The sequence below is a fragment of the Pseudonocardia xinjiangensis genome (genome assembly GCF_050948425.1).
Lineage (GTDB): Bacteria > Actinomycetota > Actinomycetes > Mycobacteriales > Pseudonocardiaceae > Pseudonocardia > Pseudonocardia xinjiangensis.
The window spans coordinates 4,681,427-4,705,985 of the sequence record NZ_CP192009.1 but is presented as its reverse complement, the minus strand read 5'-3'; the positions used below and the strand labels follow the sequence as shown (position 1 = coordinate 4,705,985).

Below are 24,559 nucleotides of genomic sequence, written 5' to 3'. Positions count from 1 at the left end.
CGAGACCCGAGAGGAGCACCGTGGTCACACCGAGCTTCACCGCGCCCGAGGACCGCGAGACCGTCACCGAACTGCTGCGTGCCCAGCTCGAAGGGCTGCCCGCCCGGTCGCCGTTCTACGCCGACCTGTTCGGTACGCACGGGGTGTCGGCCGCGGCCTTCACGTCCCTGCACGACCTGGGCAAGTTCCCGTTCACCACCAAGCAGATGCTGCGCGACTCGCAGGCCGCCGCCCCGCCGCTGGGTCACCACGCCGGGGTGGACATGACCGAGGTCATCCGCGTGCACGCGTCCACCGGCACCACCGGGCGCCCCAGCTGGGTCGGGGTCACCCGGCGGGACGCGGCCGCGTGGACGGACATGGTGGCCCGCGCCTTCCGCACGATGGGCGCCACCCGCGAGGACGTGGTGCTGCACGCCGCGGGGCTCACCCTCTTCGTCGGTGGGCTGCCGATCCGCGACGCGCTGGAGCGGATCGGCGCCACCCTGGTGCCGATCGGCACCGGCGCCTCGGAGAAGGCGGTGCTCGCACTGGAGACCCTCGGGGTCACCGCGCTGCACTCCACGCCGTCCTACGCGCGCTACCTCGCCGAGCACCTGCGGGCCCACGGCCGCGACCCGAGGGAGTTCGGCCTGCGCAAGGTCTTCGTCGGCGGCGAGCCGGGCGGGGGAGAGCCCGCGTTCCGGGCGCACGTCGAGCAGGAGTGGGGCGCGCCGGTCACGGAGGGCCTCGGCAACGCCGACATGGCGCCGGTGCTGTTCGGCGAGGCGCCGGGCAGCGGCGGGATGCGGTTCACCGGCGGCCGGCACGTGCTGGTCGAGCTGGTCGACCCGGACAGCGGGGAACCCGTCGACGCCGAGCCGGGTGCCACCGGCGAGCTCGTCTACACGTCGGTCGACCGGGAGTGCTGCCCGCTGGTGCGCTTCCGCACCCGCGACCGCGTGGTCGTCACCGGGCTCTCCGGCAGCGGGGCGCCGCTGATCCGCTGCGTCGGGCGCACCGACGACATGCTGATCGTGCTCGGGGTGAACGTCTTCCCCTCCGCCGTGCGCGACCTCGTCCAGACGCTGCATCCCCGCACCACCGGCGCCGTGCAGATCGTGCTCCCGCGGCCGGGCCCCCGGGTCGAACCACCGCTTCTGGTGGAGGCCGAGTGGGGCGAGGACGCGAGCGACCACGAGCAGCTGGGCCGGGACATCGAGGCGCTGGTCCGGTCCCGGCTCTCGGTCCGCGCCGCGGTGACGCTGGTCCCGCCCGGGTCGATCGAGCGCTCCCAGATGAAGTCCCGCCTGACCCGCCCGGCGACCTGACGGCGACCTGACAGAAGGAGCTCACGAGTGCCGAACGCGATCCTCGACCCCACCGGCCGGGCACCCGCACCCGAGGCCACCCCGGCGGCGGCCCCGCGGGCGGCCCGGCGTCCCGACCTCACCGGAGCCCGGGTGGGCCTGCTGGAGAACACCAAGCAGAACGCCGCGCTGCTGCTGCAGGAGGTCGCGACGCTGCTCGTGGCCGAGCACGGTGCCGCCGGCGTCGTGCTGATGCGCACCAAGCAGGCCTTCGCGCTGCCCGCGCCCGCCGAGCTGGTGGCCGAGTACGCGGACGCCTGCGACGTCGTGGTCACCGGCGTCGGTGACTGCGGCTCGTGCAGCGCGTCGGCCGTCGCCGACGGCGTGCTCTTCGAGGCCGCCGGCGTGCCGGCCGCCGTGATCTGCAGCGACGCGTTCGTCGCCACCGCCGACGCGATGGCGGCGTTGCGCGGGGCGCCCGGCTACCGCTACGTCACCACCGAGCACCCGGTGGCGGTGCTGACGCCGCAGCAGGTGCAGGAGCGGGCCGAGCACGTGGTGGCCGGGGTGGTCGCACTGCTGACGGAGGCGCGCCCGTGACGGAACCGGATCCCGACGCCGCGCAGGCCGCCATCGAGCACTGCTACGACCGGGGCTGGTCCGACGGCCTGCCGCTGGTCCCGGCGTCCCGCCCGCTGGTGGACCGCTTCCTCGCCACCGTCGACCGGACGGCCGACGAGGTGATCGGCGTGCTCCCGCAGCTCGACCGCACGGTCACCGTGGAGCTGGCGGCGATCAACGCGGCCATGGCCGGCTGCCGCCCGGAGTACTTCCCGGTGGTGCTCGCCACCTGGGAGGCACTGGTGCGCGAGCGCTCCACCGGCGGCGGGGGCTGGCAGTCCACGAGCGGGCCCGCTCCGCTGATCGTGGTGAACGGCCCGGTGCGCGACGAGCTCGGCTTCAACCGCGCGGGCGGGGCGTTCGGTCCCGGGTTCCGGGCGAACGCGACGGTCGCGCGGGCTATCGGGCTGATCGTCCGCAACGTCTACGGGATCCACCCGCACGTGCTGGAGCAGGCCACCCAGGGGCTGCCCGGCCGATGGTCGATCTGCATCGCCGAGAACGAGGAGGAGAGCCCCTGGGAGCCGCTGTCGGCCGAGGGCGGGATCCCCGCAGGAACGTCCGCGGTGTCGGCGACCCTCCTGCGCACCTGCGAGTTCGTGGACAACCGGCACACCGGCAGCGCGGAGCAGCTGCTCACCGACTTCGCCGACACGATCTCCCGCACGGGCGCCTGGATCTTCCGGCACGCCTCGGCCGGCATCGTCTTCTGCCCGGAACACGCGCAGCTGCTCGCCGGCGCCGGTTTCGGCCGCGCGCAGGTGCGCACGTGGCTCGCCGAGCACTGCGGGCGCACCGTGAGCGACCTCGCCCGCGTGGGCAAGGACGGCCTCGGCGACAACGGGGTGCGGCACGCGAGCGGGGAGCGTCCGGAGGAGTTCGACCGGCTGCTGCGCTCGGCGGACCGGGAGAACCTGCTGATCGCCGTGGCCGGGGCGCGCAACGCCGGGATCTCGATGGTCGTGCGGCTGTTCTCGGGCTGGTCCGGAGCCGCGGTCCCGGTACCGGCGCGCGCTGCGGCGGCGCTGGAGGAGGTGCGCCCGTGACGGAGGATCCGCTCGCCGACCCCTTCGCCGACGCCGGACCGCTCCTGATGGCGGGCCGGACGGCACTCGTCACCGGGGCCGGGCAGAACGGCACGCTGCCCGGCGTCGGCTACGCGACCAGCCGGGTGCTCGCCGCGCAGGGGGCCCGGGTCGCGGTGCTCGACCGGGACGAGGCCGCGGCGGTCCGCACCGTCGAGCGGATCCGCGCCGCCGGCGGCACGGCACACGCGCTGGTGGCGGACGTCACCGACGACACCGCCTGCGCTAAGGCCGTCGCCGAGGTCGTGGAGCGCTTCGGGGTGCTCGACGCGCTGGTCAACAACGTCGCGGCCGGGGACAGGGCCGGCCTGTTCGAGGTGACCCCGCAGCGGTTCGACGAGCTGGTCGCGGTCAACCTGAAGTCGGCGTGGCAGGTCACCCGGCACGCCGTGCCCGTGCTGCCGCCGGGCAGCGCGATCGTCAACATCTCCTCGGTCGGCGTGCGGATGCGCGGGCCCGGCATGGTCTACAGCGTCGCCAAGGCCGGGCTGGAGAACCTCACCGACGGCGCGGCCAGCACGCTGGGGCCGCAGGGCATCCGGGTCAACTGCGTGCAGGTCGGCGCCATCTGGGGCGCCTTCGCCGCCGCCAACATGCCCGAGGAGATGCGCGAGCCGCGCCGGCAGGGCACGGCGCTGAAGACCGAGGGCACGGCATGGGACATCGCCCACGCCGCTGTCTTCCTGCTCAGCGACCGCGCCCGGTGGATCTCCGGGCACACGCTGACCGTCGAGGGCGGGCCGCCGCACCGGTTCCCGCCCGGCCCACCGATCACCGCCGTACCGGCCGCGGCGCCCGCCGGGGCGTCCGTGGGAAGGAGCAGTTGATGGCTGACACCGTCCGCGCGGCCGTGCAGGTCGCCCCCCGCACCATCGAGATCCGCGAGTTCCCGCGGCCGGTGATCGGCCCGGACGACGGGCTGCTGCGCGTGGAGGCCAACGGCATCTGCGGCAGCGACGTCGAGTCCTACCGTGGCCACCTGCGGATGGGCGGTGGCGGCCCGACCGTGCCGGGGCACGAGCCGCTCGGGGTCATCGAGGAGATCGGCGAGCGGGCCGCGCAGCGCTGGGCCGTGCAGCCGGGTGACCGGGTCGCGCTCGAGGTGATCGTGCCGTGCCGCTCCTGCCACGACTGCCTCACCGGGCGCTACCAGGCCTGCCGCAACCGCCGCTACGGCCACGGGGTCACCGGTGTGGACGTGGCGCCGAGCCTGTGGGGCGGGCTCGCCGAGCACCTGTACCTCACGCCGGGCGCCGTGCTGCACAAGGTCGACAAGACGCTGCCGGCCGAGCTCGCGGTGATGTTCAATCCCCTCGGCGCGGGCGTCCGCTGGGCGCTGCACCTCGGCGGGGTCGGGATCGGCGACACCGTGCTCGTGCTCGGTGCGGGACAGCGGGGGATCGCCTCGGTGATCGCCGCGCGCGCGGCGGGCGCGGGCACCGTCATCGTCACCGGCCTGGAGGCCGACGCCCACAAGCTCGCCCTCGCCCACGAGTTCGGGGCCGACCACACGATCGTCGTGGACGGGGACGCGGCGCAGGACGTCGTCGAGCGGGTCCGCGAGATCACCGACGGGGCGCTGGCCGACGTCGTGCTGGAGCTGACCCCGATGGCCACCGAGCCGGTGACGCACGCGCTGCAGGCGGTCAAGCACGGCGGGCAGGTCGTGCTCGCCGGGCTCAAGGGCGGGCGCGAGGTTCCGCTGCGCACCGACCTGATCATCAACAAGGCGATCAAGGTGGTCGGGGCCTACGGCGTCGACGCCCGTGGCTACGCGGAGGCGATCGCGATCATCGAGTCCCGCCGCTTCCCGCTGGAGAAGATGCACACCCACACGTTCGGGCTCGACGACACCGCGCTGGCCATGGAGACCCTCGCCGGTGAGGTGCCGGGCGAGGCGGCGGTGCACGTCTCGGTCCACCCCAACGGTTAGGCGCGAACATGCTGGTCGACGCCCACGCCCACCTGCTGCCCCGCGACTACCCGGCCGACGCCCCGGAGTGCTTCCCGCGGATGGAGCCGATCGACGGCGACACGGCGCGCACACTGCTGTTCGGGGCGATGCGCTACCGCGCCCGTGACGTGTTCTTCGACGCGGAACGCCGCGTCGCGGCGCAGGACGCGTCCGGCGTCGACATGGAGGTGGTCTCGCCGATGCCGCCGCTGCTGCGCTACGACCTGCCCGCCACCGACGGGCTCTCGCTCGCCCGGCACGTCAACGAGTTCACCGCCACGCTGAGCGGCGCGGCCCCGGACCGGCTGGTCGGGCTCGGCATGGTGCCCCTGCAGGACCCGGACACCGCCACGGCCGAGCTGGCGGCGATCCGGGACCAGGGCCTGCGGGGCGTGGAGATCGCCTCGAACGTGCTCGGCGCCTCGATCGGCGACGAGCGGTTCGTGCCGTTCTTCGCCGAGGCGCAGCGCCTGGACCTCGCGGTGTTCGTGCACGCCATGCCCGCCCTGACCGACCGGCTCCCGGCGTCGGCGATGGGGACCTACGTCGTCGGCGTCGAGGGTGCGCTGGCCGCCGCGTCGATGATCGCGGGCGGCACCGCGGGCAAGTGCCCCGACCTGCGCATCTCCTTCAGCCACGCGGCCGGGGGGTTCCCGCTGATGCTGCCGCGCGCCCAGTACTTCTGGGGTGGGACGTGGAACGAGGAGCCGGCCGTCCCCGAACGCGCCATCGCGCACGACGACGGCCCGTCCCCGATCGAGTACGCGCGCCGCTTCTACTACGACTCGCTGGTCTTCGACCGGCGCGCGATCCGCTACCTGATCGACCTGCTCGGGCCCGACCGGCTGCTGGTCGGCTCCGACTTCCCGGCTATGCCGCGCGAGGAACCCGCGGGCGCCACGCTGCGCGGGATGGACCTGCCGGCCGACGTCCTGGCCGCGATCACCGGGGAGAACGCCCTGCGCTGGCTCGGCCTCCCCACCCCGAGGGCTTAGGCCCCTCCCGGGTTGCAGCAAAGCCACTTTCATGCAACCTCGTTGCGTCAAAGTGGCTTTGCTGCAATCCCCGGGGGCGGTTCAGCCGGCCAGCGACGCCGAGATCGAGCGGGACGCCTCCGCCAGCACCGCGGCCAGCTCGCGCGGGCGCGCGTCGTCGGCCTCGACGACCACGGAGATGGCGGCGGCGACCTCACCGCGGCGGCCCAGGACCGGGACCGCGACCACGATGTCGGGCACGGTGATCTGGCCGCGGGCCACGGCCACCCCGGTCCGGCGGACCTGGGCGAGGCGCCTGCGCAGCTCCGCGGGATCGACCACGGTCAGGGGGCTGAACCGGGCGAGCGGCGAGCGCAGCACCTGTTCCTGCAGCTCGCGGTGGGCGTGGGCGAGCAGCACGAGGCCGGTGCCGGTGGCGTGCATCGGCCAGCGGTCCCCGACGTGGCTGTCCACCGGCTTGCGCACCCGCGCCCGGATCGCCTCGACGTAGACGACCTCCAGCCCGTCGCGCACGCCGAGGTGCACGTTGCCGTGGGTGGTCTGGTGCAGGTCCTCGAGGTACGGGAAGGCGGCGTCGCGCAGCCCGAGTCCGCGGGGGGCGAGCGCGGAGAGCTCCAGCAGTCGCAGCCCCACGGAGTAGCGGCCGGAGTCGTCGCGCTCCAGCGCTCCCCAGGCCACCAGCTCGCGGACGAGCCGGTGGGTGGTCGGCAGGGTGAGTCCGGCGCGGCGGGAGATCGCGCTGAGCGTGAGCGTCCGGTGGGCGGGCCCGAACGCGTCGAGCACGGCGAGCACGCGTCCCGCGGCGGTCACCCGGCCGCCGCCGTCCCCGGCCCCGGGGGAGCGGGTGGGTCGAGGTCCCTCCGTCACGGTCATGTCGCACCTTCCCCAGGTCGCCACTGCAGGTCGCCACTGTGGACAGACGGAGCCGCGGGGCCGCGCTACCCGCTCGGTGGCGGGATGAGCCCTTCCCGGATGGCCACCAGCGCCGCCTGCGTGCGCGAGGAGAGCTGCAGCTTGGTGAGCACGTGGCTCACGTGGGTGCGGGCGGTGCGGTCGCTGATGAACAGCTCCGCGGCGATCTGGCGGTTGGACATCCCGCGGGCCACCAGGGTGAGCACCGTGCGCTCGCGCGCGGTGAGGGAGGCCAGCCCGGACGACGGGGAGACCAGCTGCCGGGTGAGCCGGCCGGCGACGGCGGGGTCGAGGTGCACCTCGCCGCGGGCGGCCGCGCGGATCGCGGCGGCCACCTCGTCGGGGTCGGCGTCCTTGAGCAGGTACCCCGCCGCGCCCGCCTGCAGCGCGGCGTAGACCCGCTCGACCTCACCGAAGCTCGTCAGCATCACGACCCGGACGTCCGGATAGGAGTCGAGGATCGCACCGATCGCGCTGATCCCGTCCATCTCGGGCATCAGCACGTCCATGAGCACCACCTGCGGGAGCCGGTTCTCCGCGGCGAGGCGCCGGAGCTGGACCAGCGCGTCCCGGCCGTTGACCGCCTCCGCGACGGCCTCGATGCCGTCGGCGCTCTCCAGGTAGGCGGCGAGCCCGCGACGCACGACCGCGTGGTCGTCGACGACGAGCACCCCGATCACGCCCGCCACGGACGTCATCACCGGGCACCTCCCGGCAGCGCGACGGGGATCATGACCTCGACCCGGCAACCGGGCGTGGTGTCCCGGATCTCCATGCGCCCTCCCCACCCGCGGGCCCTGGCCTGCATCGAGACGAGGCCGAGCGCCCCCTCTCGCGGGGGACGGCCGTCGAGGCCGGTGCCGTTGTCGGTGATCTCCACGAGCAGCTGGTCGCGGACCGCGTCACCGGCGCCGCCGATCCGGATGGCCACCTGTGTCGCGTGCGCGTGCTTCACCACGTTGTGCAGCGCCTCCTGGACGATCCGGTACAGGTCCTCCTGCAGCTCGGCGGGCAGCAGGTCGAGCCGGTCGGCCACCTCGACGTCGATGCACAGTCCCGACATCGACCGCACCGAGTCGGCGTGCGCCCGCACGGCGTCGGCGAGGCCGCGCTCCACCAGCTCGACGGGGTGCAGCTGGTGGACGAGGCTGCGCAGGTCGGCCAGCGCGTTCTGGGCGAGGCCGAGCAGCTCGTCGGCGACCGCCTGCACCCGCTCGGGGCTGCTCGTGCGGCCCGAGGCCACCTGGGAGCGCAGGGCCTTGGCCTGCATCCGCATCGAGAACACCTGCTGCACCACCGAGTCGTGCAGCTCGCGGGCGAGCCGGGCACGCTCGGCGAGCTGGGCGTCGTGCCGCGACCGGGCGAGCAGGTCGGCGGAGTCAACGGCCATCGCGGCCTGGTCCGCCATCGCGTCGAGGAACTCCAGCGCGGCACCGCCGGGGTTCTCCCCGGGCTCGTAGAAGGCGTTCAGCACCCCGACGGCCCGGCCGCGGACGACGAGCGGGACGGCCACGAAGCAGTCCCACCGCGGAGCGCCCATGATCGCGTGCAGCGGTGCCCAGCTCGGGTCGCTGAGCACCGCGGCCTTGCGGTGGGCCACCACGATGCGCCGCCTGCTGCGGAAGGCCTCCACGAACATCAGGCGGGCGCCGAGGCGGCGGCACTCCTCCAGCCGGTCGGTGAAGTCCTCGGCGTCGGTGAACCCGGCCTTGCCCACCACGCGCATGGTGCCGCCCTCGACCCGCAGGATCTGCACGGCGGCGATGTGCTCGGCCTGGACGACCTCGCGGGCGACGACGTCGAGGGTGACGCTCAGCGAGCCGGCGTCCGCCACGCTGGACGCGGCACGGGCGATGGCCGCCAGCCGGCGTTGCCCCCGCCGGTCGTCCTCCGACCGCCCGGGGTGCAGTGGCTCGCCGCACATCGGACAGCCCGCGGGTTCGAGCCCACGGTCCGCTCCGTCCGCGACTGCCTGCTGCATCACGCCGACCCCTTCGTCGAAGCGCTCGCCCGCCACTCTGATCCAGTCTCACCAGCCGGGTCGGACGTCACAAGACTCCCGGCCCGGTTCGCCCAGGTCGGCCGGGAACGGCAGGGCGACCCGCGACGGATGTCGTAGGCGGATCACGTCCCGCGTTGCGGTGTGCCGCCGGGAGGACGACATCGTCGTCACCTGCTCGAACTTTGTCTTTCGCCGAGTGAAAGCCGTCTGCACGAGATCCGGTCCTCACCGGACGCTGTGTCGGATGCAGTGAGCCGCATCACTCCGATCCGGCACCTCGACGCACCCACCTCGGCGCACCCCGACCGGCGGTGGCGGCCGCCCTGCCCCGACGACGACCGGGCAGGCGCGGCCCCGAAGGACGCAACGAAGCGGGAGGTCCACGTGAGACCCAATGCGCAGCGCCTGTCCCTCCTCCTGGCCGCACTGCTGGTGCTCGCCGCCTGCGGGGGCGGGGGCGGCACGGCAGGGGGCACCGCACAGCCGGCCGGCCCGCCCCAGCGCGGCGGGGAGCTGACCGTGCTCGAGAGCTCGTCCTTCGCCGGCGGCTGGCCCTCCGGCCTCGACCCGGCGACCAACACGACGGGCGGCGCCAACATCTCGCAGATGAGCGCGATCTACGGCGGCCTGTTCCTCCTCACGGCCAACGACGACGGCTCCGATCCGCGGGTCGTGCCGAACCAGGCGGAGGGCTACGAGCTGCTCGACGGGGGGCGCACCGTCAAGATCACGCTCCGCGACGGCATCCGCTTCAGCGACGGCACGCCGTTCGACGCCCAGGCCGTGGTCTTCAACCTGCAGCGGGCATTGGCCTCGCCGTGCTCGTGCAAGCCGACCTGGCCGCTCGCCGACGGCGGCATCACCGCGCAGGACGCGCGGACCGTCGTGCTGACGTTCACCCGCCCCTACGCCGCCGTGATCAACTCGTTCCCGGTGGCGAACACCAACTGGATCGCCTCCCCCACCGCACTGCAGAAGATGGGCGAGGAGCAGTTCCGGATCAACCCGGTGGGCGCCGGCCCGTTCACGGTGGTGTCGAACCAGCTCAGCTCGCTGCTGGTGCTGCAGCGCAACCCCACCTACTTCAAGCCCGACCGCCCCTACCTGGACAAGCTCACCTTCCAGTCCATCGGCGGCGACCAGCCCGCGTACCAGGCGCTGCTGGCCGGGCAGGCGCAGGCCTACGAGGGGCTGAGCACCACACCGCTGCTGGAGCAGGCGCAGTCCAGCGGCCGGCTGACCGTGACGGTGCAGCCCCCGACCTCGCCGTACGTGATCCAGCTCAACACGAAGACCGCCCCGTTCGACGACAAGCGGGCGCGCGAGGCGATCTACCGGGCCACGGACTTCGACTCGATATCCAAGGGGCTGTTCCGCGGGCTCTACCCCGTGAGCCAGTCGTTCACGGGCCCCGGCGGTCTCTTCCACGAGCAGGCCGTGCCCGGCTACCCGACCTACGACCCCGAGCAGGCCAAGCAGCTCGTGAGCCAGCTCGGTGGCCTGACCGTGGAGCTCGGGACGCTGAACGGCTACGTGGCCCAGCAGGTGATGACGGCGCTGCAGACCCAGTGGCAGGCCGCGGGCATCACCGTCACCACCAAGAACTACGAGCTGTCGACGCTGGTCCAGCAGTTCAACTCGGGCCAGTGGCAGTCGATGCTGCAGACGGCGGGGGCGTGGGACCCCGCGTCGGGCGTCGGTGTCGGCTTCCGGTTCGGCTCGACCTCGCCGTTCAGCGGCGTGGCCGACCCGCAGCTCGACCAACTGCTCGACGGGGCCGCCGCCACCGTCGACCCGGCGGGACGCCAGCAGCTCTACGACGAGGCCGGGAAGTACATCAGCGACAACGCCTACGCCCCGTTCGGGCTGGCGTTCGCCGCCGCGAACATCGCGACACCGGGGGTGTACGGACCGGGCCTCACCACGAAGATCCCGCCGATCGTCGTGAACGCCGGCGTCATCTGGGACGAGGTCTGGCGGGTGCAGCAGCAGTGACGGCGTCGGTGGGCGCCGGGCGGCACCGGGCAGGGCCGGCGTTCCTCACCTCGCCCGGGATGCGGCTGGTGGGCAAGCGGCTCCTGCTGGCGGTGCCGATCGTGCTCGGGGTCAGCATCCTGACCTTCTGGGTGCTCAACCTCATCCCCGGCAGCGCGGCCCAGCAGCTGCTGGGGCCCGAAGCCACCCCGGCGCAGGTGCGGGCCCTGGAGCTGGAGCTGGGCCTCGACCGGCCCGCGGTGCTGCGGTACCTGGACTGGCTCGGCGGGGCGGTCACGGGTGACCTCGGGCAGTCCCTGGTGAGCCGCCAGCCGGTGACCGACCTGCTGGGAGAGCGGCTGGCCGTCAGCGGCGAGCTGGTGGTGCTGGCGTTCGTCATCTCGCTGGGGCTCGCCGTCCCCACCGCGCTGCTGGCCGCGCACCGGCCCAACCGGCTGTTCGACCGGATCAGCATGGTCGTGAGCATCACCGGGCTGTCGGTGGCCAACTACGTGCTCGCCCTGCTGCTGGTGCTGGTGTTCGCGGTGCAGATGGCGGTGCTGCCGGCGATCGGGTTCGTCCCGTTGTCGCAGGGGCTGGGGGAGAACCTGCGGTCGATGGCGCTGCCTGCGGCGGCGATCGCGTTCCCGCTCTACTGCTTCTACACGCGGTTCCTGCGCGGCGACCTAGTCGACCAGCTGCAGGGGGAGGACTACGTCACCACGGCGCGGGCCAAGGGCATCGGGCCGTGGCAGGTGCTGGTGCGTCACGCGTTCCGCAACTCCGCGTTCGGGCTGATCACCGTGGTCGGCCTGAACCTCGGAAGCCTCATCGGGGGCACCGTGATCGTCGAACAGATCTTCGCCCTCCCGGGGATCGGGCAGCTGATGCTGCAGGCGATCAACACGCGCGACTTCGTGGTGGTGCAGGCCTGCGTGGTGGTGTTCGCGGTGGTCGCGGTGCTGGCCAACCTGCTCGCCGACCTGCTCTACGCCGTACTCGACCCGAGGATCCGCTATGGCAGTCGTTGACGCCGGGCCGGCGCTCGTGGAGCCCGCCACCGCACCGGCGAGGTCACGGGGCTGGGTGGGCTCCCTCGCCGTGGCGGTGCCCGCCGGGGCGGTCGCACTGATCGCGCTGGCCTGCTTCGTGGGCCCGCTCGTCCTGCCCGTGCCGCCGCCGATCGGGGGCAGCGTGCTGGAGTCCTACCTCCCGGCGTTCTCCCCGGGGCACCTGCTCGGCACCGACCCGAACGGCAACGACATCCTCGCGCGGATCCTGTACGGCGGCCGGTCCTCGCTGATCGTGGCGGTGACGGTGAACCTGATCGGCCTGCTGGTCGGGGGCACGCTCGGGGCGCTGTCGGGCTTCCTCGGCGGCGTGGTGGACACCGTGATCATGCGGGTGCTGGACGTGCTGATCGCGTTCCCGTCGCTGGTGCTCACCCTCGCGGTGGCGCAGAGTCTCGGCCCGAGCCAGACCAACACGATCCTGGCGCTGGCGTTCTTCAGCATCCCGGCGTTCGCGCGGATCTCCCGCGCCGCCACGCTGCGGCTGCGGGAGCTGCCGTTCATGGCGGCCGCGGGGCTCTGCGGCACGCCGGGATGGCGGATCCTGCTGCGCCACGTGGCGCCGAACATCGCGCCGCAGCTCATCACGTTCGGGATGCTCGGGATGGGCATCGTGATCGTGATCGAGGGGGCGCTGAGCTTCCTCGGCCTGGGCATCCCACCACCCGCCCCGAGCTGGGGGAACATGATCGCCCAGGGCCAGCAGAGCATCTCCGCCACGCCGATGCTGGTCGTCTGGCCCTCGGCGGTCCTGTTCGTCACGGTGCTCGCCTTCAACCTGCTCGGCGAGAGCCTCCGCGCGCGATGGAGCGGCCGATGAGAGCGCACGCGGGAGCCCCGGGATTGCAGCAAAGCCACGTTGACGCAACGGGGTTGCAGCAGAGTGGCTTTGCTGCAACAAGCCCGGACGGCGAGACGCTCCTCGAGGTGCGTGACCTGCGGGTGCGGTTCTCCCGCCGCGGGCGCCACGTGCACGCCGTGAACGGGCTGTCCTACCGGCTCGAGGCGGGGCGGATGCTCGCGATCATCGGCGAGTCCGGGTCCGGGAAGAGCGTCAGCTCGCGGGCGTTGATGGGCCTGCTGCCGTCCACCGCCGCGGTCACGGGGTCGGCCCGCTTCGCCGGCACGGAGCTGGTGGGGATGGCGGAGGCGCAGATGCGCCGCCGCCGGGGCGCCGACATCGCGATGGTGTTCCAGGACCCGACCCGCTCGCTCAACCCGACGATGCGGATCGGCACGCAGGTGGTCGAGGCGGTGCGGGCGCACGCCGACCTGGACCGGCGCGCCGCGCGGCGCCGCGCCGTCGAGCTGCTGTCACTGGTGCGGCTGCCGGTGCCGGAGCAGCGGTTCGGGGAGTACCCGCACCAGCTCTCCGGCGGCATGCGGCAGCGTGTGATGATCGCGATCGCGCTCGCGGGGGAACCACGCCTGCTGATCGCCGACGAGGCCACCACCGCGCTGGACGTGACCACACAGGCGCAGATCATGGAGCTGCTCGTCGAGCTGCAGCACCGCCTCGGCATGGCCGTGATCCTGATCAGCCACGATCTCGGGCTGGCCGCCAGCTACGCCCAGGACGTCCTCGTCATGTACGCCGGGCGGGGGGTGGAGCACGCGGCGGCGGAGACGTTGTTCGCGCACGTCCGGATGCCTTACACCCGCGCGCTGCTGGGGGCCATCCCGCTGCTGGAGCGCGAGCCCCACACGCTGCTGCCGGTGGTGCCCGGCCAGCCGCCCGACCTGTCCGCGCTGCCCGCGGGCTGCCCCTTCGCCCCGCGTTGCGCCTCCGCCGACGAGCAGTGCGCGGTGGACCCCCCGCTCACCGAGCACGAGCCGGGCCACCGGTGGGCGTGCTGGCACCCCGTTCCCGATGCGCCCGCGCCCGACGCAGTGAGCGGAGACCGGTCATGACGGCACTCGACGAGCGCCCAGTGCCGGGCGAGACCCTGCTGCAGGCCCGCGGCATCGTGCAGGAGTTCCCGGTCCGCGGCGCGGGAGGCATCAAGGGCGGGGTCGTGCACGCCGTCTCGGACGTCTCGTTCGACGTGCGGGCGGGGGAGACGCTCGGCGTGGTGGGGGAGACCGGGTCGGGCAAGTCGACCCTCGCCCGCTCGGTGATCCAGGCGCCCCGGCCGCAGGCGGGCGAGGTGCTCTTCCGCGGGACCGACCTGATGCGGCTGGGCCGCCGGGAGCTGGTGGCGGCCCGCAGGCACATGCAGATGGTGTTCCAGGACCCCTACGGCTCGCTGAACCCGCGGTGGCGGGTCGCGGAGCTGGTCGAGGAACCCCTCGTGGGCTACGGCGTGCGCGGGTCCGCGCAGCGGGAGGCGCGCGTGCGCGACCTGCTCGACCTGGTGGGGCTCGACCCGTCGGTGTACGGCAGGCGCAGGCCGCACGAGCTGTCGGGCGGCCAGTGCCAGCGGGTGGCGATCGCCCGCGCCATCGCGCTGCACCCGGCACTGGTGATCTGCGACGAGGCGGTGTCCTCGCTCGACGTGCTGATCCAGGCGCAGGTGCTCAACCTGTTCGAACGGCTGCGCACCGAGCTGGGCCTGTCCTACCTGTTCATCTCCCACGACCTCGCGCTGGTCAAGCAGGTGAGCGACCGCGTGGCGGTGATGCACCTCGGGCAGCTCGCCGAGCTGGGGCCCGCGGAGGCGCTGTACCGGCGGCCGTTGCACCCCTACACGGCGGCGCTGCTCGACTCGATCCCCGGGCTCGACCCCCGGACGGGACGCGCGCGCCGCCCCCGTCCGCTCGCGGGTGAGCCGCCGTCGCCGCTCGCCCCGCCCAGCGGGTGCCGGTTCCGCACCCGCTGCCCGCTCGCCGTGCAGCGGTGCGCGGAGGAGGAGCCGGTGTTGCGCGAGCACGTCCCCGACCACCAGGTCGCCTGCCACTTCCCGCTCGACGCCGCCACGCGGGTCTCCTGATCGCAGAGGAGCACTGATGTCCGGTACCACCGCTCCCACCCCGCCGTCCGGCGTCGACCCGACGGCGGCGTCGCTGATCCAGCGCGTCGTCGAGCTGCGTCCAGCCCTGGTCGCCGCACAGGCCGAGGTCGAGGAGCGCACGTACTACTCGCAGGAGATGCACGAGGCCTTCCGGGTGGCGTCGCTCTACCGCGTGATGCAGCCACGGCGCTACGGCGGCCTGGAATGCGACTACATCACCTTCACCCGGCTGCAGATCGAGATGGCCCGCGGATGCGTCTCCACGGCCTGGTGCTGGGCGCTGGCCTCCAGCCACGCCGTGCAGATCGCCTCGTACTTCCCGGAGGCGGCGCAGGAGGCAGTCTTCGGTGACGGTGACTTCCGGTGTGCGTCGGTGGCGGCGCCCGATGCCACAGCCGTGCGGCTGGAGTCGGGGTGGCGGCTGGACGGAACCGTCCGCTACTGCTCGGGGATCCCGTATTCCACGGACTTCATGGCCCAGGCACTCATCGCGGGACTGCCGCCTGCGGAGGCGGCCGAGCGGATGCTGCTCTACGTCGTGCCGCGCAGCGAGTGGACCATGCTCGACGACTGGGGCTCCAGCATGGGGCTGCGCGGCAGTGGGTCGCACAGCATCCGGCTGGACGACGCGCGGATCCCGGCGGAGTTCGTGCTCGAGAACACGAACATGATCAGCGTCGACGTCTCCGGCGGGACCCCGGGCCTCGCCCTGCACGGCAACCCGATGTACACCGGGCGGGCGCTCGGGCCGTTCACGATGTCGGTGGCCGCACACGGGCTACAACACGCTGGACGAGTTCGAGCACCAGATGCGCACCCGCAAGACCAGCATGCCCCCGATGGTGCCCCGGCGTGACCGTCCCCGACCACCAGCGCTGGTACGGCGGCGCGCTGGGGAAGCTCGCGACGGCCGAGGCGGCGGTGCTGAGCTGCGCTGCGGAGCACATGGAGCTGTGCGTGCGCACCGCGGCGGGCGGCAAGCCCTACGGCGAGGAGGAGGAGCAGCGGCTCGGGGTCATCGCGCGCGAGGCGATCGTGCAGGTGTGGGAGGCGCTCGACCAGCAGCTGTTCCGCAACGTCGGATCGAGCGCGATGAACGCCGGCCAGCGCTTCGAGGGGCTCTACCGGGACATGGCGATGAACGCGAGCCACCCGCAACACCGGCTTCCGCGACCTGATGTTCCGCCGACTCGCCCAGCTGCACCTCGGTCTCGATGCCACCTGAGGGGGAGCGGGCGGTGAGCGAGCTTGCGAGCGAATCAATGTCACAGCGCCAGCGCGAAGCGTCGGCCGAGCCCAGTGAGGCTCGCGGTGCTCGTGCGGTGGCTGGACCAGCTGATCACCGAGCAGCGATGATCGTCCTCGTCGCGCCTGGACCGGGACATCCGACGTAGGCCGTCCGGGACCGCCGGCCGGACGGATGAGGTCATCGGCACGGTTCGGCGCGGCTGCGTCCGCCCTAGCGTGAGTTCCGCGACCCTGCGGCCGACGTTCCCCGAGGAGTTCCTGTGAGGCACGTGCAGATCGGCCGAGGAGCGTGATGGAGTTCCTCGTTCACGCCCGCAACAAGCTGCCGCGGGACTTCCCCGCCGAGCGCCGCGCCGAGATGCGCACGCTCGAGCGTGCCGTCGCGGGCCGGTGGCGCACCGAGGGCATGCTGCAGCGGCTGTGGCGGGTGCCCGGACGGACCGACTGGGTCGGCCTCTTCACCGCCGCCGACGCCACCGTGCTGCACGACGCGCTCACGACGCTCCCGATGTGGCCATGGCTCGAGATCACCGTGCAGCCGCTGGCGACCCACCCACAGGAACGGTGATCACGCCGCCCGGGCCTGCCGCGGCGACGGTCTCGGGCAACGACATCTGATCCGGCCGACGAGCTCGACGAGGAGATCGTGTGACCACCACGGAGACCCGCCGACCCCGCACCCGTCTGCTGGCGGCGCTCGCGGCGGCGCTGTCCGCACTGGTACTCGCTGCGTGCGGCGCCGCGCCGGGAGTTGACACAACGGCTGCCGCAGGCGGGATCCGCACCGTCAACCCGTACGGGGGTGACCCCGCCACGGAGGGGACCCCGAAGCGTGGCGGTGTGCTGATCATGGGCACCGACCGCGAGGTCGTCGGGTTCGACCCGACGGTGCAGAACACCAACCAGGCCGCGCTCGCCGTCTACGACTCGCTGATGAAGCTCAAGCCGGACGGCTCGGCCGAGCCGTACATGGCGAAGTCGATGGAGAGCTCGGACGGCGGGCAGACCTGGCGGATGGGCCTGCGGGAGGGCGTGACCTTCTCCGACGGCACGCCGCTGGACGCGCAGGCCGTGATCGTCAACGTGCAGCGGCACATCGACAAGGCGTCCTCCCCGGGACACCGGTTCACGGAATCGATCGAGTCGATGACCGCCGTCGATCCGCTCACCGTGGAGTTCCGGCTGAAGTCACCGTTCGGGCTGTTCCCGGCGGCCTTCGCGGGCAGCTTCACCACCGGCAGCCTCGGCCAGATCATCTCGCCTGCCGCGCTGCAGAAGTACGGCGACCAGATCGCGAACAACCCCGTCGGCGCGGGCCCGTTCGTCCTCGGCAGCTGGACGCGCGACTCCCGGATGGAGCTGACGCGCAACCCGAACTACTGGCAGGAGGGCATGCCCTACCTGGACGGGCTGCAGTTCCGGCCGCTGCCCGACACCGAGAGCCGGTACGCGTCACTGGAGAACGGGGACGTCGACCTGATCTTCGGCGGCTACCACACCGAGCTGCTGCGCGGGTCGGAGAACCCGAACCTGACCGTCTACTACGGATCCGGACACGGCGCCGAGTGGCTCTACTTCAACCACGAGAAGCCGCCGTTCAACGACCACCGCATGCGTGAGGCCCTGGTGCGCGGCATCGACACCCGGGCGCTCGCGGCCACCCAGTACCGCGGGCGGATGGAACCGGCGCACGGGTACTTCGGCGACAACAGCGAATACCAGACGCCGGAAGCGGCCGCCGCATACCCGTCCTACGACCCCGAGCGTGCGAAGCAGCTCGTGGCCGAGTACGTGGCCGAGGGCGGGAGCACGACGGTGGTCTACAAGACGACCAACGCCCCGAACCGGATGGCGTTCGCCGAGTTCCTCCAGGCGCAGATGGCTGCCATCGGCATCACCGTGCAGCCGCAGTTCTTCGACCTGGCCCAGTACTCCTCGAGCGTCGTGCAGAGCCGGGACTTCCAGCTGGCCGGCACCGTCGGCGGGCCGGTGGACTCGCCGTACCCGGCGGCGCAGAACGTCCTGCGGACCGGCGGCAACCAGAACTACGGCGGCTACACCAACCCGGAGGTGGACGCACTGCTCGACAGGGCCGCCGCCACCACCGACGACGCCGAGCGCACGCGCCTCTACCAGCAGGTGCAGCTGGTGACCAACCAGGACATCTCGATGGCCTACACCAGCCGCGGCTATCTCTCGACGATCGCGAAGCCCGAGGTGAAGGGTGTCGTGCGGTACCTGACCCGTGACATGTTCTTCGGCACCACCTGGCTGGACCGCTGAGAGGGACAGCCGCCCGGAGGGCGCAATATCCGCAGAAGTCGGACAGGTTCCCGAATAGCGCGAATCGGAGCACAAGAACAGCGAAAATCGAGACAGTCCTCGACCGGGTGTCGTGCGTTATCCTGCTGCTCCGGGCTCAGGCTCGGGGCAGTGCTCTCGTGCGAAGGACATGATGCCCAGGACGGTTCGGACAAGCCTCCGCGATACACGCGATTTCATTCCCCGGCTGAATGCAGGACCGATGACCCGGCGCAATCTGCTCAAGCTGTTCGGTGTCTCGGCCGGGGCGTTCGGCATCGGTTCTCACATTCATGGTGGTTCGAGCCGCCCGCTCGCGTACGACTACGTCATCGTCGGGGCGGGCTCGGCGGGCTGCACCCTGGCCGCGCGGCTTCTCGCCGACTCGCGGGCCAGCGTCCTGCTGATCGAGGCGGGCGGCTCCAACAACCGGCCCGACGTGCGGGACTTCACGAGGTCGGCGAGTCTGACGGCGCCGGGTTCCACGGCCGACTGGCCGTTCGAGTCGGAGCCGCAGCCGGCGCTGCTGGGCAAACGGCAGTCGTTCGCGTGCGGCAGGCTGGAGGGCGGCAGCAGCTCGGTCAACGGGATGGTCTGGGTCCGCGGCAACCCCGCCGACTACGAGGGCTGGGCCGCAGGCGGCTGCCCGGGCTGGGAGTACGGCAGTGTGCTCCCGTCGCTTGCGGCACTGACCGGGCCGATCCGCCCGTCGAGTGAGCTGGCGAGGCGGAACGCGCTGTCCCACGCTGCCGTGGAAGCGGCCGTCGGCGCCGGTTATCCGTTCAATGCGGACTACAACGGCGATAGCCAGTTCGGGGTCGCCTACACGCAGCTCAACGTGGTGAACGGGATCCGGCAGGACGCGTTCACCACGTTCCTGGCGCCGTACCTGACCGATCCGCGGCTGACGGTGATGACGGACGCACTCGTCACGCGCCTCGCGTTCGACCGCGGGAAGACGATCGACCGGGTGCTCATCGACGCGGGTGGCCACGAGATCGCGGTGACGGCGAACCGTGAGGTGATCGTCAGCGCGGGGGCGATAAACACTGCGCACCTGCTGCAGCTCTCCGGCATCGGCGCGGCCACCGATCTGGAGCCGCTGGGCATCGCGGTCGTCGAGGATCTGCCGGGCGTCGGACAGAACCTGCACGATCACCTGATCTCCGTGGTCTCGAAGAGGCTCCGCACCCCAGAGCCACCCAGCCACGTCACGGCGATGGACGTCAACGTGTTCACCGGCGAGGGCAGGGTGCCGGGCGCGCCCCGGTTCCAGTTCCAGGTCTACTACACGCGTTCGGCGCGGGTCCCGTATCCGCCCGAGTCGCTGCCGATCGGGGTGATGAACCTGCATCCCACGAGCCGCGGCTACGTCCGGCTGCGATCGGCTGATCCGCGGACGCCGCCGATCATCCAGCCCCGCTTCCTGCAGACGTCCGAGGATCTGGAGACGGCGCTGGAGGGCTACGAACTGGCGCGTGAGCTGATCAACGCGAAGGAACTGCGCGACTGGGTGGTTGACGACGGTGCAGTGCCCCCAGCGGACCTCAGGACGAAGCAGCAGGTGCTCGCGGCGATGCGGACGTACGCCCAGTCCAACTACCACGCGGTCGGCACCTGCCGGATGGGCATGGACGCCCTCGCGGTGGTCGATCCGCAGCTGCGCGTGCGCGGTGTGACGGGCCTTCGCCTGGCGAGCGCGGCGGTCATGCCGGCCATCACGTCGGGCAACACGAACGCGCCGTCGATGATGATCGGCGACCGCTGCGGACGCCTGATCCTGCGCCACGGCTGACGCCGGCTCACGGCTCGGTCGGCGCCGCCGTGACCACGGGCAGCGCGGTGGCGAGCCCGGTGAGCTCCAGCACCCGGGCGGGCGCCGACCCGGGAGCCACGACGATCGAGAGCGCTTCACCGGCGATCGCGCTCGCCTCCGCGAGCAGCGCGACGCCCGCGCTGCTGAGGTAGCCGACGCCGGTGAGATCGACGACGAGCGGACCGCCGATCCCGGCGGAGGTGAGCAGGGCGGGGCCGACGATGTCGCGGCCCGCCAGGTCCAGGTCGCCGTGGAGGGCGAGCACCCGCTTCCCGGCGGCCGCCTGTCGATGCTCGACGCTCGCTTCGACGGGGGCGCGGGTCCCGGAGCGGCGCTGCGCCGTGGTGCCGTCGGGCGCAGGCGCGGCAGCAGGGAGCCGGAACCGCGCCTCGGTGCCGTCGGGACCGCGGTCGATCACGAACCCCTCGACGAGCTCGCCGATGACCCGCAGCCCGTGCCCACGGTGCCCGTTGTCGGTCGGGACGGGGCGCCAGCGGCCGTGGTCGCGCACCCGCACGTCGACGGCACCGTCGTCGGTGCGGGCGAGTGAGTAGTCGAACTCACCGCCGCCGTCCGGGTAGGCGTGCTCGGCGGCGTTGGCGGCGGCCTCACCGACGGCCAGTTCGAGGTCCTCGGTGCTCTCCTCGGGCAGTCCGGCGGCGGCCGCCCAGTCGCTCACCTCTCTCCGGAGCGGGCTCATGCTGGTGGCGGCCGCGGGCAGCCGTCCGCGCAGCGGGGCGGGGACGGCGCGCACGACGAGCAGTGCCACGTCGTCGGCGGGCCCCGCCTCGTCGAGCACGGTCTCGACCAGCCCCGCGGCCAGGCCGCCCGGGCCGAGGTGACCGAGCTGCGCGGCGACGTGCAGGAGGCGGTCGAGCCCCTTGTCCACCACCTCGTGGCGGCGCTCGACGAGCCCGTCGGTGTAGAGGATCACCGACGATCCGGGCGCGACGGTGGTGGCGGCTTCCTGGTAGGGCGGGCGTCCGCGCAGACCCAGCACCGCACCGGCGCCGCCGTCGAGGAACCTCGCGTCGTCGCCGTCGACGAGCAGTACCGGCGGGTGCCCGGCCATGGCCCAGCGCAGCTCGCCGGTGGACCAGTCGAACGTGAGGCAGGCGCACGTGCTGCCGGTCGCCCCGCGGAGCCTGGCGGCGAACCGGTCGAGCCGTTCGAGGGCGGCGGCGGGGGAGCACCCGTCGAGCAGGTGGGTGGCCAGTGCGCTGCGCAGCTGTCCCATGACGGCGGCCGCACCCGGGCCGTGCCCCACGACGTCCCCGACGACCAGCGCGACGCGCGTGCCACCGAGGGGGAGCAGGTCGTACCAGTCCCCGCCGGACAGTGCGTGTTCGGCCGCGGGTGTGTAGTGCGCCGCGGCGGCGAGCCGGGCCAGCGCGGGCAGCTCGCGGGGGAGCAGGCTGCGCTGCAGGACGTCGGCCACCTCGTGCTCGGCCTGGTGCAGGCGGGCGCGGTCGAGCGCCTGCGCGCACTGCCCGGCCACGGTGAGCACGGGGCCACGCTGGTCCGCGCCCAGTTCCGGGGTGGCGCCCTCCTCCGCGGCGAGCCACATGCCGACCACACCGACCACCCGGTTCGACAGCAGCAGCGGCACCGCGACCGGGGAGCCGCTCCACACCGCCCGGGCGCTGCGGACGGCCGCGGCCAGTGGATCGGCGGCGTCCAGGGTGACCGGCCGCAACGCGACCGCGGCAGGCCCCCGCGCGGCGATCGGCTCCAGGCGCGGCCCTTCCCGCAGCATCAGGACCGCGGACTCCGCTCCGAGCCCGGCGGCGTGGTCGAGCACCACATCGGCGACCTCGGCGGGGGTGGTGGCCCCCGACAGGGCGGCGACGATGTCGCTGAGCTCCTCGGCGGCTCTGCGGGCCACCCGCTCGGCCTGCAGCAGGCCGGCGCGGTGCAGGGCCTGGGCGCACTGCTCGACGAGGGACTCGGCGCTGGCCCGCTCCGTGGCACCGAGCGGGTGCTGCGCGGGCAGCGCCATGGCCACCACACCCAGGGACCGTCCGGCGGCGAGCAGCGGTAGGCACACCAGCCCGTCGATGCCGTGGCGCGCCAGTTCCTCACGCAGGTGCGGGTCGTGGCCTGCCCAGGAGTCGTCCGTGTCCAGCCAGACCGAGCGGCCGGCGGCGGCTCCGGTGACCGGATCCGCGGCGTCGGGAGGCAGCTCGCTCCAGGTCCGGACGATCTCGGTGGGCCAGCCCTCCACGGCGAGGGCCTGCAGGTCGCCCGCTTCGCTCCGCCTCCACACCGCCACCGAGCGGGCGCCCAGCAACCGTCGGAGCTGGTCGACGGTGGCCACGCCGACCTGCGCGGGGGTCGCGGCGGCGGACAGGGCGGCGGTGGCCTGCTGGAGCAGCTGCAGCTGCCGGTTGGCTTCCTGCTCGCGCCGCAACAGCCGCTCCCGTTCGGCCTCGGCGCGCCGTCGCTGCGTGATGTCGCGGCCGATGGCCTGCACACGGCCGTGCCCGGCGGAGCGCATGCTCAGCTCGACCGGCACGGTGCTGCCGTCACGACGGCGCAGCTCCCACACCTCGGTGACGGACGCACCGTCGGCCAGGGCCGTGAGCAGCCGGTTCAGCCGGGGGACGTCCTCGGGCCGCACGATGTCCTCGGCCCCCAGCATCAGGTGCTCCTCGCGGGAGTAGCCCAGCAGCGCGCAGGCCGCCGGGTTGACGTCGAGGTAGCGGCGGTCGCCGTCGGCGAGCCAGATCGCGTCGGTGGCCCGCTCGACGAGGAGCCGGAACTGTTCCTCGCTCTCCCGCACCGCCGCGATGGCGTGTGCGCGCTGCAACGACTCCCAGCACCGCCCGGCGACCGTGGTGACCAGGTCGATCTCGGCTGCCGTCCACACCCGGGGGGTCCGCTGGTGCACCGCCATCGCGGCGACGAACCGGCCTGCCTTGTGCAGCGGGACGCAGATCACCGCCACGATGCCCGTGCGGTGATAGATGCCGCGCTGCTCGGGCAGCACGCGCGGATCGGTCTCCGCGTCGGCCAGGACGTACGGGACACCCTCGCGCATGCAACGGAGCGTGTCGGCGCTGAAGTCCGACATCGCCATCCGGCCGGTCAGCTCGGGCAGCCCGCGGGCGTAGCTGCCGGTCATCGTGAAGTGGTCCTCGTCGGCCTCGGCCTCCGCGTAGGCGCTGCGGTCGACCTGCATGTGCTCGCCGAGGAGCCGCGCGACCGTCGCCATGACCTCGTCGGGGTCCTGCAGCGGCTGCAGAGCCCGCTCCAGCTCGGCGAGGAAGCGGTCGCGCGACGCGAGCGGCCGCCCCACCTGGTCCACCGGCGGGATCGTACCGGCCGGGCGCCATCGCGCTCTGTGAAGCGAGGCCCCCCACCCCCGTCACCGCCACGTCACCGCCGCGGCTCATGCCGTGCGGGGGATGCGAGGGCCGTACCGGAATCGCCACGGTTACCGGAATCGCCACCAGGGAGTGCCGGAGCGAGGGAGGTGGCGCGGTGTCGGACGATCACGACGACCTGCGGGCGCACGCGCCCTCCGCCGCGTGGATCGTGCGGGCCGCCGAGCTGCACCGTGACCGGTGGGAGGACGAGCAGGAGCTCGCGAACGCCATCCACGGCACGGTGGTCGGCGCCGCCGTGATGGTGGCGGCGAGCCTGCACGGGTCGCTGGGCGAGATCCTCGTGACGGTCCTGGTCACCCTGCTCGTGTACTGGGTGGCCGAGCGGTACGCCCACCTGCTCGCCGCCGGCGTCCGGGGCCGGCGGACGGGGTGGAAGGAGACCCGGGCCGCGATCGCCCGCGTGGTGCGTGAGGGCTGGCCGATGGTCGAGGCGGCCTACCTGCCCCTCGTGGTCCTCGTCGTGACCTATCTGATCACCGCGCGGCTGACGGTGGCGGTGGTCGCGTCGCTCGGCATGTCGACCCTGCTGCTCGTCGCACTCGGGTACCTCGCGGCCCGGCGGGCGGGTGCCACCGGCGGCGGGGCACTGGGGTGGGCAGCCCTGAGCGGGGTGCTCGGCCTCGCCACCGTGAGCCTGAAGCTGTTCCTGCACTGACATCCGCTGTGGGCCCTGACCGAGCGGCCGGCGGACGGATGGCGGGGGTCAGCTCAGTGCACCGACCCGCTGCGCCGACGCAGAGCACCGAACCCGGCAGTGGCCACGAAAAGGACGATTCCCACGATGGCGAGCCAGAACAGCGACTTCACGATGAATCCGACAATGACGACGATCACCCAGAGGATGAGAAGTCCGATGACGAGGCCCATGAGGAACTCCTTTGTGCGGCCGAGGTGCCCGTTACTGGGCGCCTGCATGACAAGAGCCGTACCCGGCCGCCCAGTGCGCGAATCC

22 protein-coding genes are annotated in these 24,559 nt (G+C 73.0%); 17 read left to right on the top strand and 5 right to left on the bottom strand.

The window, feature by feature from the left end:
• Positions 1-20: 20 nt before the first annotated feature.
• Genes ACQPZA_RS22180 through ACQPZA_RS22155 form a run of 6 tightly spaced genes read left to right on the top strand, consistent with a single transcriptional unit; the run spans position 21 to position 5,944 of the window.
• Positions 21-1,310 carry a phenylacetate--CoA ligase family protein gene (locus tag ACQPZA_RS22180; RefSeq protein WP_169394062.1) on the top strand — a complete coding sequence of 430 codons (1,290 nt, stop codon included), beginning with the start codon at positions 21-23 and terminating at the stop codon, positions 1,308-1,310.
• 27 nt (positions 1,311-1,337) lie between these two features.
• Entirely contained in the window at positions 1,338-1,889 is a 552-nt protein-coding gene (locus ACQPZA_RS22175) for a UGSC family (seleno)protein (protein ID WP_433273350.1), read from the top strand.
• Positions 1,886-2,956, top strand: coding sequence for a hypothetical protein (locus ACQPZA_RS22170; protein WP_433273348.1), 1,071 nt, complete (start codon positions 1,886-1,888; stop codon positions 2,954-2,956). Before ACQPZA_RS22175 ends, ACQPZA_RS22170 begins: the two co-directional genes overlap by 4 nt.
• Positions 2,953-3,822, top strand: coding sequence for an SDR family NAD(P)-dependent oxidoreductase (locus ACQPZA_RS22165; protein WP_433273346.1), 870 nt, complete (start codon positions 2,953-2,955; stop codon positions 3,820-3,822). The genes ACQPZA_RS22170 and ACQPZA_RS22165 overlap by 4 nt, the downstream gene beginning before the upstream one ends.
• Positions 3,822-4,928, top strand: a complete 1,107-nt coding sequence (locus ACQPZA_RS22160) for a zinc-dependent alcohol dehydrogenase (protein ID WP_433273344.1) — start codon at positions 3,822-3,824, stop codon at positions 4,926-4,928. The genes ACQPZA_RS22165 and ACQPZA_RS22160 overlap by 1 nt, the downstream gene beginning before the upstream one ends.
• Before the next feature lie 8 nt (positions 4,929-4,936).
• A complete protein-coding gene (locus tag ACQPZA_RS22155; protein ID WP_433273342.1) occupies positions 4,937-5,944 on the top strand; it encodes an amidohydrolase family protein in 1,008 nt (335 codons plus the stop codon).
• A gap of 81 nt (positions 5,945-6,025) precedes the next feature.
• Here ACQPZA_RS22155 and ACQPZA_RS22150 read toward each other — a convergent pair whose 3' ends face one another.
• The 3 genes from ACQPZA_RS22150 to ACQPZA_RS22140 form a co-directional block, all read right to left on the bottom strand.
• Positions 6,026-6,817 carry an IclR family transcriptional regulator gene (locus tag ACQPZA_RS22150; protein WP_433273340.1) on the bottom strand — a complete coding sequence of 264 codons (792 nt, stop codon included), beginning with the start codon at positions 6,815-6,817 and terminating at the stop codon, positions 6,026-6,028.
• A gap of 65 nt (positions 6,818-6,882) precedes the next feature.
• The gene (locus ACQPZA_RS22145) at positions 6,883-7,554 is read right to left on the bottom strand and encodes a response regulator (protein WP_169394067.1); all 672 of its coding nucleotides are present in this window, start codon (positions 7,552-7,554) and stop codon (positions 6,883-6,885) included.
• The gene (locus ACQPZA_RS22140; protein WP_433282930.1) at positions 7,554-8,837 is read right to left on the bottom strand and encodes a GAF domain-containing sensor histidine kinase; all 1,284 of its coding nucleotides are present in this window, start codon (positions 8,835-8,837) and stop codon (positions 7,554-7,556) included. The genes ACQPZA_RS22145 and ACQPZA_RS22140 overlap by 1 nt, the downstream gene beginning before the upstream one ends.
• 405 nt (positions 8,838-9,242) lie before the next feature.
• On the opposite strand from ACQPZA_RS22140, the gene ACQPZA_RS22135 reads away from it, so the two are divergent.
• From ACQPZA_RS22135 to ACQPZA_RS22090, 10 genes are all read left to right on the top strand, one after another.
• Positions 9,243-10,853 (top strand): ABC transporter substrate-binding protein, encoded by a 1,611-nt coding sequence (locus tag ACQPZA_RS22135; protein ID WP_433273338.1) that lies wholly within the window; start codon positions 9,243-9,245, stop codon positions 10,851-10,853.
• A complete protein-coding gene (locus ACQPZA_RS22130; protein ID WP_433273336.1) occupies positions 10,850-11,863 on the top strand; it encodes an ABC transporter permease in 1,014 nt (337 codons plus the stop codon). The genes ACQPZA_RS22135 and ACQPZA_RS22130 overlap by 4 nt, the downstream gene beginning before the upstream one ends.
• Positions 11,850-12,722 carry an ABC transporter permease gene (locus ACQPZA_RS22125; protein WP_433273334.1) on the top strand — a complete coding sequence of 291 codons (873 nt, stop codon included), beginning with the start codon at positions 11,850-11,852 and terminating at the stop codon, positions 12,720-12,722. The genes ACQPZA_RS22130 and ACQPZA_RS22125 overlap by 14 nt, the downstream gene beginning before the upstream one ends.
• A gap of 107 nt (positions 12,723-12,829) precedes the next feature.
• Positions 12,830-13,813 (top strand): ABC transporter ATP-binding protein, encoded by a 984-nt coding sequence (locus tag ACQPZA_RS22120; RefSeq protein ID WP_433273332.1) that lies wholly within the window; start codon positions 12,830-12,832, stop codon positions 13,811-13,813.
• A complete protein-coding gene (locus tag ACQPZA_RS22115) occupies positions 13,810-14,832 on the top strand; it encodes an ABC transporter ATP-binding protein (protein ID WP_433273330.1) in 1,023 nt (340 codons plus the stop codon). The genes ACQPZA_RS22120 and ACQPZA_RS22115 overlap by 4 nt, the downstream gene beginning before the upstream one ends.
• A 16-nt stretch (positions 14,833-14,848) precedes the next feature.
• Entirely contained in the window at positions 14,849-15,709 is an 861-nt protein-coding gene (locus ACQPZA_RS22110; protein ID WP_433273328.1) for an acyl-CoA dehydrogenase family protein, read from the top strand.
• Positions 15,706-16,095 (top strand): hypothetical protein, encoded by a 390-nt coding sequence (locus ACQPZA_RS22105; RefSeq protein ID WP_433273326.1) that lies wholly within the window; start codon positions 15,706-15,708, stop codon positions 16,093-16,095. The genes ACQPZA_RS22110 and ACQPZA_RS22105 overlap by 4 nt, the downstream gene beginning before the upstream one ends.
• Before the next feature lie 298 nt (positions 16,096-16,393).
• Complete coding sequence (locus tag ACQPZA_RS22100; protein ID WP_433273324.1) at positions 16,394-16,669, top strand: muconolactone Delta-isomerase family protein; 276 nt, start codon at positions 16,394-16,396, stop codon at positions 16,667-16,669.
• Positions 16,670-16,749: 80 nt separating this feature from the next.
• The gene (locus tag ACQPZA_RS22095) at positions 16,750-18,384 is read left to right on the top strand and encodes an ABC transporter substrate-binding protein (RefSeq protein WP_433273322.1); all 1,635 of its coding nucleotides are present in this window, start codon (positions 16,750-16,752) and stop codon (positions 18,382-18,384) included.
• Positions 18,385-18,625: 241 nt separating this feature from the next.
• Complete coding sequence (locus ACQPZA_RS22090; RefSeq protein WP_433273320.1) at positions 18,626-20,197, top strand: GMC family oxidoreductase; 1,572 nt, start codon at positions 18,626-18,628, stop codon at positions 20,195-20,197.
• 7 nt (positions 20,198-20,204) lie between these two features.
• Here the strand turns inward: ACQPZA_RS22090 and ACQPZA_RS22085 are convergent, their stop codons facing one another.
• Complete coding sequence (locus ACQPZA_RS22085) at positions 20,205-23,525, bottom strand: SpoIIE family protein phosphatase (RefSeq protein ID WP_433273318.1); 3,321 nt, start codon at positions 23,523-23,525, stop codon at positions 20,205-20,207.
• A 176-nt stretch (positions 23,526-23,701) separates the two neighbouring features.
• Between ACQPZA_RS22085 and ACQPZA_RS22080 the strand changes: the two genes are divergently transcribed.
• Positions 23,702-24,262, top strand: coding sequence for a hypothetical protein (locus ACQPZA_RS22080; protein WP_312858906.1), 561 nt, complete (start codon positions 23,702-23,704; stop codon positions 24,260-24,262).
• 53 nt (positions 24,263-24,315) lie between these two features.
• On the opposite strand, the gene ACQPZA_RS22075 is transcribed toward ACQPZA_RS22080, so the two are convergent.
• Entirely contained in the window at positions 24,316-24,522 is a 207-nt protein-coding gene (locus ACQPZA_RS22075; RefSeq protein ID WP_433273316.1) for a hypothetical protein, read from the bottom strand.
• Positions 24,523-24,559: the final 37 nt, after the last annotated feature.

Excerpts from the sequence above, each read along its gene's own strand:
- ACQPZA_RS22160 (WP_433273344.1), top strand. The coding sequence starts at position 3,822 with ATGGCTGACACCGTCCGCGCGGCCGTGCAGGTCGCCCCCCGCACCATC.
- ACQPZA_RS22155 (WP_433273342.1), top strand. The coding sequence starts at position 4,937 with ATGCTGGTCGACGCCCACGCCCACCTGCTGCCCCGCGACTACCCGGCC.
- ACQPZA_RS22150 (WP_433273340.1), bottom strand. The coding sequence starts at position 6,817 with ATGACCGTGACGGAGGGACCTCGACCCACCCGCTCCCCCGGGGCCGGG.
- ACQPZA_RS22145 (WP_169394067.1), bottom strand. The coding sequence starts at position 7,554 with ATGACGTCCGTGGCGGGCGTGATCGGGGTGCTCGTCGTCGACGACCAC.
- ACQPZA_RS22140 (WP_433282930.1), bottom strand. The coding sequence starts at position 8,837 with ATGCAGCAGGCAGTCGCGGACGGAGCGGACCGTGGGCTCGAACCCGCG.
- ACQPZA_RS22125 (WP_433273334.1), top strand. The coding sequence starts at position 11,850 with ATGGCAGTCGTTGACGCCGGGCCGGCGCTCGTGGAGCCCGCCACCGCA.
- ACQPZA_RS22115 (WP_433273330.1), top strand. The coding sequence starts at position 13,810 with ATGACGGCACTCGACGAGCGCCCAGTGCCGGGCGAGACCCTGCTGCAG.
- ACQPZA_RS22110 (WP_433273328.1), top strand. The coding sequence starts at position 14,849 with ATGTCCGGTACCACCGCTCCCACCCCGCCGTCCGGCGTCGACCCGACG.
- ACQPZA_RS22100 (WP_433273324.1), top strand. The coding sequence starts at position 16,394 with ATGGAGTTCCTCGTTCACGCCCGCAACAAGCTGCCGCGGGACTTCCCC.
- ACQPZA_RS22090 (WP_433273320.1), top strand. The coding sequence starts at position 18,626 with ATGACCCGGCGCAATCTGCTCAAGCTGTTCGGTGTCTCGGCCGGGGCG.
- ACQPZA_RS22075 (WP_433273316.1), bottom strand. The coding sequence starts at position 24,522 with ATGCAGGCGCCCAGTAACGGGCACCTCGGCCGCACAAAGGAGTTCCTC.